Origin of the sequence: Calidithermus roseus, assembly GCF_003574095.1 — a bacterium.
Lineage (GTDB): Bacteria > Deinococcota > Deinococci > Deinococcales > Thermaceae > Calidithermus > Calidithermus roseus.
The window spans coordinates 1-717 of record NZ_QWLA01000180.1 but is presented as its reverse complement, the minus strand read 5'-3'; the positions used below and the strand labels follow the sequence as shown (position 1 = coordinate 717).

Genomic DNA, 717 nt, shown 5'->3' with positions numbered 1-717 from the left:
CTCTTGGAGATCATCACCGCGCTGTGGGGGCGGCCGTCGAGGTAGGTCTGGTCGCTGCTGGTGGGCCCCAGGCTGAAGGTCCCGGCCCCGTCCCCCTTGGGGCTGCCCGCGTAGACCCCGTCCCACCAGAGGTAGGTCACGAGGTAGTTGGGCTGCCCCGGCTGGGCGGGCTGCATCTCGCCCCCCATCGCGAAGACCTCCCCCCACAGCCCCCTGTCGATGAGGCGCCAGGAGGGGTTGGGCTGCCAGTCCTGGCGGATGCAGGCCTGGAAGGCCCCCCGACGCTCACCGTGCGCAGGTAGCCCCGCACGCGGTCGTCGGTGGGGGCCGCGTCGCCCCAGGGGAACTCGGGCAGCACCTCGAAGCTCACCGGGCCGTCGGGGAAGACCAGCCTCGGGGGAAGCCCGAGTCGTCGAGGCGGAAGGGGTAGACCCACCGGAAGCGCCGCCCGTCGTAGACCTTGGTGGGCGAGAGGTCCTGGGCCCACACCTCGAGGCGCCCCTCGCGCAGGCGGAGCATGGAGATGGCGTAGTAGGAGGTTCGCGGGTCGGCCGGGTTGAGCTGGGTCATGTACTCGCGCCAGCCCCCGTCCCTGGGGCCCACGTAGACCTGGGCCCCGAACTCGGGAAGGGTCTGCTGGAACTTCAGGGAGAACCCCTCCTGCCCCAGCAGCAGCGGCCCCTGGGCCGGGGGGTCCTGCACCGGAGGGGGCGGGGG

Annotated in this window: 2 pseudogenes; both read right to left on the bottom strand. The window is 72.5% G+C overall.

The window, feature by feature from the left end:
• Window positions 1-188: pseudogene (locus Mrose_RS18500) on the bottom strand (hypothetical protein); the annotation flags it as partial.
• 178 nt (window positions 189-366) lie between these two features.
• Window positions 367-717, bottom strand: a pseudogene (locus Mrose_RS19145) (hypothetical protein); the annotation flags it as partial.